This is a genomic window from Neoalteromonas arenosi (genome assembly GCF_030362855.1).
Lineage (GTDB): Bacteria > Pseudomonadota > Gammaproteobacteria > Enterobacterales > Alteromonadaceae > Alteromonas_E > Alteromonas_E arenosi.
The window spans coordinates 1-1,026 of record NZ_JAUCBP010000004.1 but is presented as its reverse complement, the minus strand read 5'-3'; the positions used below and the strand labels follow the sequence as shown (position 1 = coordinate 1,026).

Sequence of the window (1,026 nt, the reverse complement as noted above, 5' to 3'; positions counted from 1 at the left end):
CCCCACACTACCATCGCCGCTAACGTGTTTCACTTCTGAGTTCGGAATGGAGTCAGGTGGTACCACGTCGCTATTGTCGCCAGACATAAACTGTCGTGCAAATTCATCCGTAGGATGACATTTGCGCAAGGAGGACTCACAGTACTCTCAAGGAGTGTGTTAAGTCAGCCTTACTTAAAATTTTAACATTTGGAATCACTGATACATTTAATTCAAGAGCGCGACTTGCAAAGCAATCGTCACATACAAACCCATTAGGTGTTGTATGGTTAAGCCTCTCGGGCAATTAGTACAGGTTAGCTTAACGCCTTACAACGCTTCCACACCCTGCCTATCAACGTCATCGTCTATAACAACCCTTCCAGGACTTACGTCCAGGGATGACTCATCTTGGGGCCGGCTTCCCGCTTAGATGCTTTCAGCGGTTATCCGTTCCGAACGTAGCTACCGGGCAATGCCTTTGGCAAAACAACCCGAACACCAGCGGTTCGTCCACTCCGGTCCTCTCGTACTAGGAGCAGCTCCCCTCAATCATCCAACGCCCACACCAGATAGGGACCGAACTGTCTCACGACGTTCTAAACCCAGCTCGCGTACCACTTTAAATGGCGAACAGCCATACCCTTGGGACCGACTTCAGCCCCAGGATGTGATGAGCCGACATCGAGGTGCCAAACACCGCCGTCGATATGAACTCTTGGGCGGTATCAGCCTGTTATCCCCGGAGTACCTTTTATCCGTTGAGCGATGGCCCTTCCATTCAGAACCACCGGATCACTATGACCTACTTTCGTACCTGCTCGACGTGTCTGTCTCGCAGTTAAGCTAGCTTATGCCATTGCACTAACCTCACGATGTCCGACCGTGATTAGCTAACCTTCGTGCTCCTCCGTTACTATTTGGGAGGAGACCGCCCCAGTCAAACTACCCACCAGACACTGTCCACAACCCCGATAAGGGGCCAATGTTAGAACATCAAACATACAAGGGTGGTATTTCAAGGACGGCTCCACATCATCTGGCGAC

At 51.0% G+C, this 1,026-nt stretch carries 2 rRNA genes; both read right to left on the bottom strand.

Annotation, left to right across the window (positions count from 1 at the left end):
- A 5S ribosomal RNA gene (rrf, locus tag QTP81_RS04190) occupies nucleotides 1-84 on the bottom strand; the annotation flags it as partial.
- A 181-nt stretch (nucleotides 85-265) separates the two neighbouring features.
- Nucleotides 266-1,026, bottom strand: a 23S ribosomal RNA gene (locus QTP81_RS04185); the annotation flags it as partial.